This is a genomic window from Sodalis-like endosymbiont of Proechinophthirus fluctus, from assembly GCF_001602625.1.
Classification (GTDB): domain Bacteria; phylum Pseudomonadota; class Gammaproteobacteria; order Enterobacterales; family Enterobacteriaceae.
The window spans coordinates 73,696-74,963 of the sequence record NZ_LECR01000023.1 but is presented as its reverse complement, the minus strand read 5'-3'; the positions used below and the strand labels follow the sequence as shown (position 1 = coordinate 74,963).

Below are 1,268 nucleotides of genomic sequence, written 5' to 3'. Positions count from 1 at the left end.
AGAATTACGTCAGGGTGACAACCGCATCAAATTGAAAATGGATAGCTGGAGCATGTAATGACACGCCAGTGGCCAGCTCCGGCTAAGCTTAATCTGTTTTTGTATGTTACCGGCCGTCGCCCTGACGGCTACCATCTGCTGCAAACGATGTTTCAGTTTCTCGATTATGGTGACACACTCAGCATTACCCCGACCGGAGGTGGCTGCATCCGCCTGCTGAACCCGATCGCGGGCGTGGTGGAGAACGATAATCTTATCATGCGCGCCGCGCGGCTGTTGCAGCTCTACTGCTGGGCAGCGGATGACCCCAGGGCGCCGGGGGCGGATATCCGGCTTAAGAAAGTGCTGCCGATAGGAGGGGGACTCGGCGGAGGGTCTTCCGACGCCGCCACTGTGCTGGTAGCGCTCAACGCCCAGTGGGACTGCGGATTGACTCTAGCTACTCTAGCGCGGCTGGGGCTGACGCTCGGTGCCGATGTGCCTGTGTTCGTGCGCGGCGAGGCGGCGTTCGCCGAAGGCATCGGCGATCAGCTTACACCGGCCGCCCCGGCGGAAAAATGGTATCTGGTGGCGGTGCCGCCGGTCAGTATTGCCACGACGCGCATTTTCGGCGATCCTGAGCTGCGAAGAGACGCGCCGCGGCGCTCCCTCGCCGAACTTATAACCGTCCCTTTTCGGAATGATTGTGAATCGATCGTAAGAAAACGTTTTTCCGTGGTTGAACAGCATCTTTCATGGCTGTTAGAATACGCACCATCGCGACTAACTGGCACAGGCGCTTGTTTGTTTGCCGAATTTGATACTGAGGCCGCCGCCCGTCAAGTTTTATTGCAGGCCCCTGCATGGATGCAAGGTTTTGTAGCCCGAGGTGTAAACGTTTCCCCACTGCACCACGCGTTGTCAGGGGCGCGCAATAGCTGCCCGCCGGCGGCCTAATGCATTACCCGTATAGCATTGTCCTGCGCAACGCCGCCGCCTTCCCTGGCGTCAGTCTGGCGCGATGCCTTCTATAGACGCAAGCCTGAGGTTCTTCTCGTGCCTGATATGAAGCTTTTTGCTGGAAACGCCACGCCGGAACTAGCGCAACGTATTGCCAACCGTTTATATATTAGTCTTGGCAATGCTGCCGTTGGCCGTTTCAGCGACGGCGAAGTCAGTGTGCAAATTAATGAAAACGTTCGCGGTGGCGATATTTTCATCATCCAGTCCACCTGTGCGCCTACCAATGATAACCTGATGGAACTAGTAGTCATGGTGGATGCGCTGCG

2 protein-coding genes are annotated in these 1,268 nt (G+C 57.0%); both read left to right on the top strand.

Annotation, left to right across the window (positions count from 1 at the left end; translation table 11 throughout):
- The first annotated feature begins 57 nt into the window (after nucleotides 1-57).
- Nucleotides 58-936, top strand: a complete 879-nt coding sequence (ispE, locus tag BG74_RS02835; protein WP_066596459.1) for a 4-(cytidine 5'-diphospho)-2-C-methyl-D-erythritol kinase — start codon at nucleotides 58-60, stop codon at nucleotides 934-936.
- 99 nt (nucleotides 937-1,035) lie between these two features.
- On the top strand, nucleotides 1,036-1,268 hold a 233-nt coding region (locus BG74_RS16180), incomplete at its 3' end, for a ribose-phosphate pyrophosphokinase-like domain-containing protein (RefSeq protein WP_244267196.1).

What these genes read in the sequence shown, in the direction of transcription:
- ispE (WP_066596459.1), top strand. Translation starts at nt 58, where the DNA reads ATGACACGCCAGTGGCCAGCTCCGGCTAAGCTTAATCTGTTTTTGTAT.